At 69.5% G+C, this 3,013-nt stretch carries 2 protein-coding genes; both read right to left on the bottom strand.

All coding sequences use genetic code 11. From position 1 onward, the window contains the following. Positions 1 to 129: 129 nt before the first annotated feature. Positions 130 to 1,623 carry an MFS transporter gene (locus ACOV8S_RS18855; protein ID WP_448318980.1) on the bottom strand — a complete coding sequence of 498 codons (1,494 nt, stop codon included), beginning with the start codon at positions 1,621 to 1,623 and terminating at the stop codon, positions 130 to 132. A 64-nt stretch (positions 1,624 to 1,687) separates the two neighbouring features. After that, a partial coding sequence (locus tag ACOV8S_RS18850) for a DUF445 domain-containing protein (protein ID WP_448318979.1) occupies positions 1,688 to 3,013 on the bottom strand: 1,326 nt, incomplete at its 5' end.

The raw sequence follows: 3,013 nt of genomic DNA, 5'->3' as shown, positions 1-3,013 counted from the left end.
CACCCCGCCGGCCCCCGCCCACAGACACGGACACGGACACGGACACGCCGCAGCCGTGCCGCGGGAGGATCTGCGGCACGGCTGCGGGAGAGGGAGGGAGTGGGGAACCGCGGGAGGGAGGAAGCCGGATCAGGGAGCAGGGGTGGGCGACTTGACGGCGGAGAGAGGCGTGGCGATGTCCTCCAGACTCCGCCGCTCCGCCTTCACCGCGAGGAACACCGCGACGAGGCCCGCCGCGCACATCAGCGCCGCACCGATCTGGAAGGCCAGCACCGTCTCCCCGATCACCCCGGACTCCGTGAGGTCCGCGAAGATCAGCGGACCGGCGATACCGCCCGCCGCCGTGCCCACCGCGTAGAAGAAGGCGATCGCCATCGCCCGCGTCTCCATCGGGAAGATCTCCGACACCGTCAGGTACGCGCTGCTCGCACCCGCCGAGGCGAAGAACAGCACCACGCACCAGCACGCCGTCAGCGTCGTCGCCGTCAGCACCTCCTGGCTGAACAGCCACGCCGTGACGAACAGCAGCAGGCCCGACAGGATGTACGTCGACGAGATCATGATCCGGCGGCCGACCGTGTCGAACAGCTTGCCCAGCAGCAGCGGGCCCAGGAAGTTGCCGGCCGCGATCACCGCGAAGTAGTAACCGGTGTGACCCACCTGCACGTCGAAGAACTTGGTGAGGATCGCGCCGAAACCGAAGGTGATCGCGTTGTAGAGGAACGCCTGCCCGATAAACAGGGCCAGACCCAGCACCGTGCGCCGCGGGTACTTCGTGAACACCGTCTTCGCGATCAGACCGAACCCGATGGACTTGCGCTGGTGGATGGTGATCTCACCGGCCGGCGGCGGAAGCTTGTGACCCTTCTCCTCCTCCACCTGCCGCTCGACGTCGGAGACGAGTTTCTCCGCCTCCTCGCCACGACCGTGGATGAACTGCCACCGTGGACTCTCCGGAACGTTTCGCCGCACCAGCAGGATCACCAGGCCCAGGACCACACCGAGCGCGAAGGTGAGCCGCCAGCCGACGTTGATCGCGAAGATGTCGGTGTCCAGCATCACGATGGACAGCAGCGCGCCGCCGATGGCGCCGAGCCAGTAGCTGCCGTTGATGATCAGGTCGACCCGGCCCCGGTACTCCGACGGGATCAGCTCGTCGATGGCGGAGTTGATCGCCGCGTACTCGCCGCCGATGCCGAAACCGGTCAGGAAGCGGAAGAGGAAGAACCACCACACGTCGAACGAGACAGCCGTCAGGGCGGTCGCCGCCAGATACACCGCGAGCGTCGTGATGAACAGCTTCTTACGGCCGAACCGGTCCGTCAGCCAGCCGAAGAACAGCGCGCCGGCACACGCACCGGCCACGTACAGCGCTGCCGCCATTCCGGTGACCTGGGCCGAACTGATGGGCAGTCCACTGCCCTCCTCGGCCAGCCGGCCGGCGATGTTGCCGACCGTCGTCACCTCGAGGCCGTCCAGGATCCACACCGTGCCGAGGCCGATGACGATCATCCAGTGCCAGCGGGACCACGGCAGCCGGTCCAGTCTCGCCGGAACGGCCGTCGTGACGGTGCCTGTCTCCTCCGGGATCTCCGAAGGCTCGGGTGTCGCGGAAACTGCCATCGCGTGGTCTCCCTCTCCGTCGAGCGAGCGGCGGTCCCACTCCCTGTTGCCCCGCCCGTTACGGCTATGCCCCCAGCATGCGCGAAACCGTGTGGATCAGCAGCCCGGCCAACGAGCCGACGACCGTGCCGTTGATGCGGATGAACTGAAGATCCCGGCCGATGTGCGCCTCGATCTTCCGGGTCGTGTGCCGCGCGTCCCAGCCGGCCACCGTGTCCGTGATCAACGCGGTGATCTCACTCCGATAGGTGGTGACCACATAGGTCACCGCACCCTCCACCCAGCGGTCGACCTTCTCCTGCAGCCGCCGGTCCGCCTTCATCCGCGCGCCCAGCGACAGCAGAGCCGCCCGCACCCGCAGCCGCAGCCGGCTCTGCTCGTCCTCCGACGCCTCCACCATCATCCGGCGCACCGCCGACCAGGCCGAGGCGATCAGGTCCTGCACCTCGTCACGCCCCAGCACCTCCGACTTCAGCCGCTCCACCCGCGCCCGCGTCCCGGTGTCCGACTGCAGGTCGGAGGCAAAATCGGCGAGGAACCGGTCCAGCGCGTCACGCGCCGGATGCGTCGGCATGTCCCGCATCTCGGTGACGAACCGCAGCAGCTCCTTGAAGACCCGCTCACCGACCTTCCGGTCCACGAACCGCGGCGTCCACCCCGGCGCGCCGCCCTGCACCGCGTTCATCACCGCGTCGCTGTGCAGCTCCAGCCAGTCGTGCGCCCTGGCCACCACCAGGTCCACCGTCCGCCGGTGCCCGTGGTCCGCGACCACCCGCTCCAGCGTCTTGCCCAGCACCGGCGCCACCTCGGCCGCCTCCGCCCGCCGGGTGATCGCCTCCCCCACCACGTCCTGGACGTCACGGTCCTTCAGCACCGTCAGCGCACCGCGCAGCGCCGTCGCCAGTTCGGCCGTCACCCGGTCGGCGTGCTCCGGCTCCGCCAGCCACGTCCCCAGCCGGTTGCCGATCCCCACCGCGCGCAGCCTGGTCCGCACCACCTCCGCGGACAGGAAGTTCTCCCCCACGAACTCGCCCAGGGACTCCCCGAGCTGGTCCTTCTTGGTCGGGATGATCGCGGTGTGCGGAATGGGCAGCCCCAGCGGATGCCGGAACAACGCCGTCACCGCGAACCAGTCCGCCAGCGCGCCCACCATGCCCGCCTCGGCCGCCGCCGCGACGTAGCCCGCCCAGGCGCCCGCACCCCGGTGCTCCAGCCAGGTGAACAGCGCGTAGATCACCGCCACCAGCAGCAACAGCCCGGTGGCCAGCGTCTTCATCCGACGGACACCCCGCTGACGCTCCTCGTCGGCGAGGGTGAAACCATCTATGGGGCGTGCGGCCGAACGGGGGACGCCGCGCTTGCCGCCCTCCGGCGGCCGGGCATGCTCGCC

Source organism: Streptomyces sp. CO7, from assembly GCF_053474865.1.
Note: the sequence above shows the minus strand (reverse complement) of the source record. Positions and strands in the feature narration are given on the sequence as shown.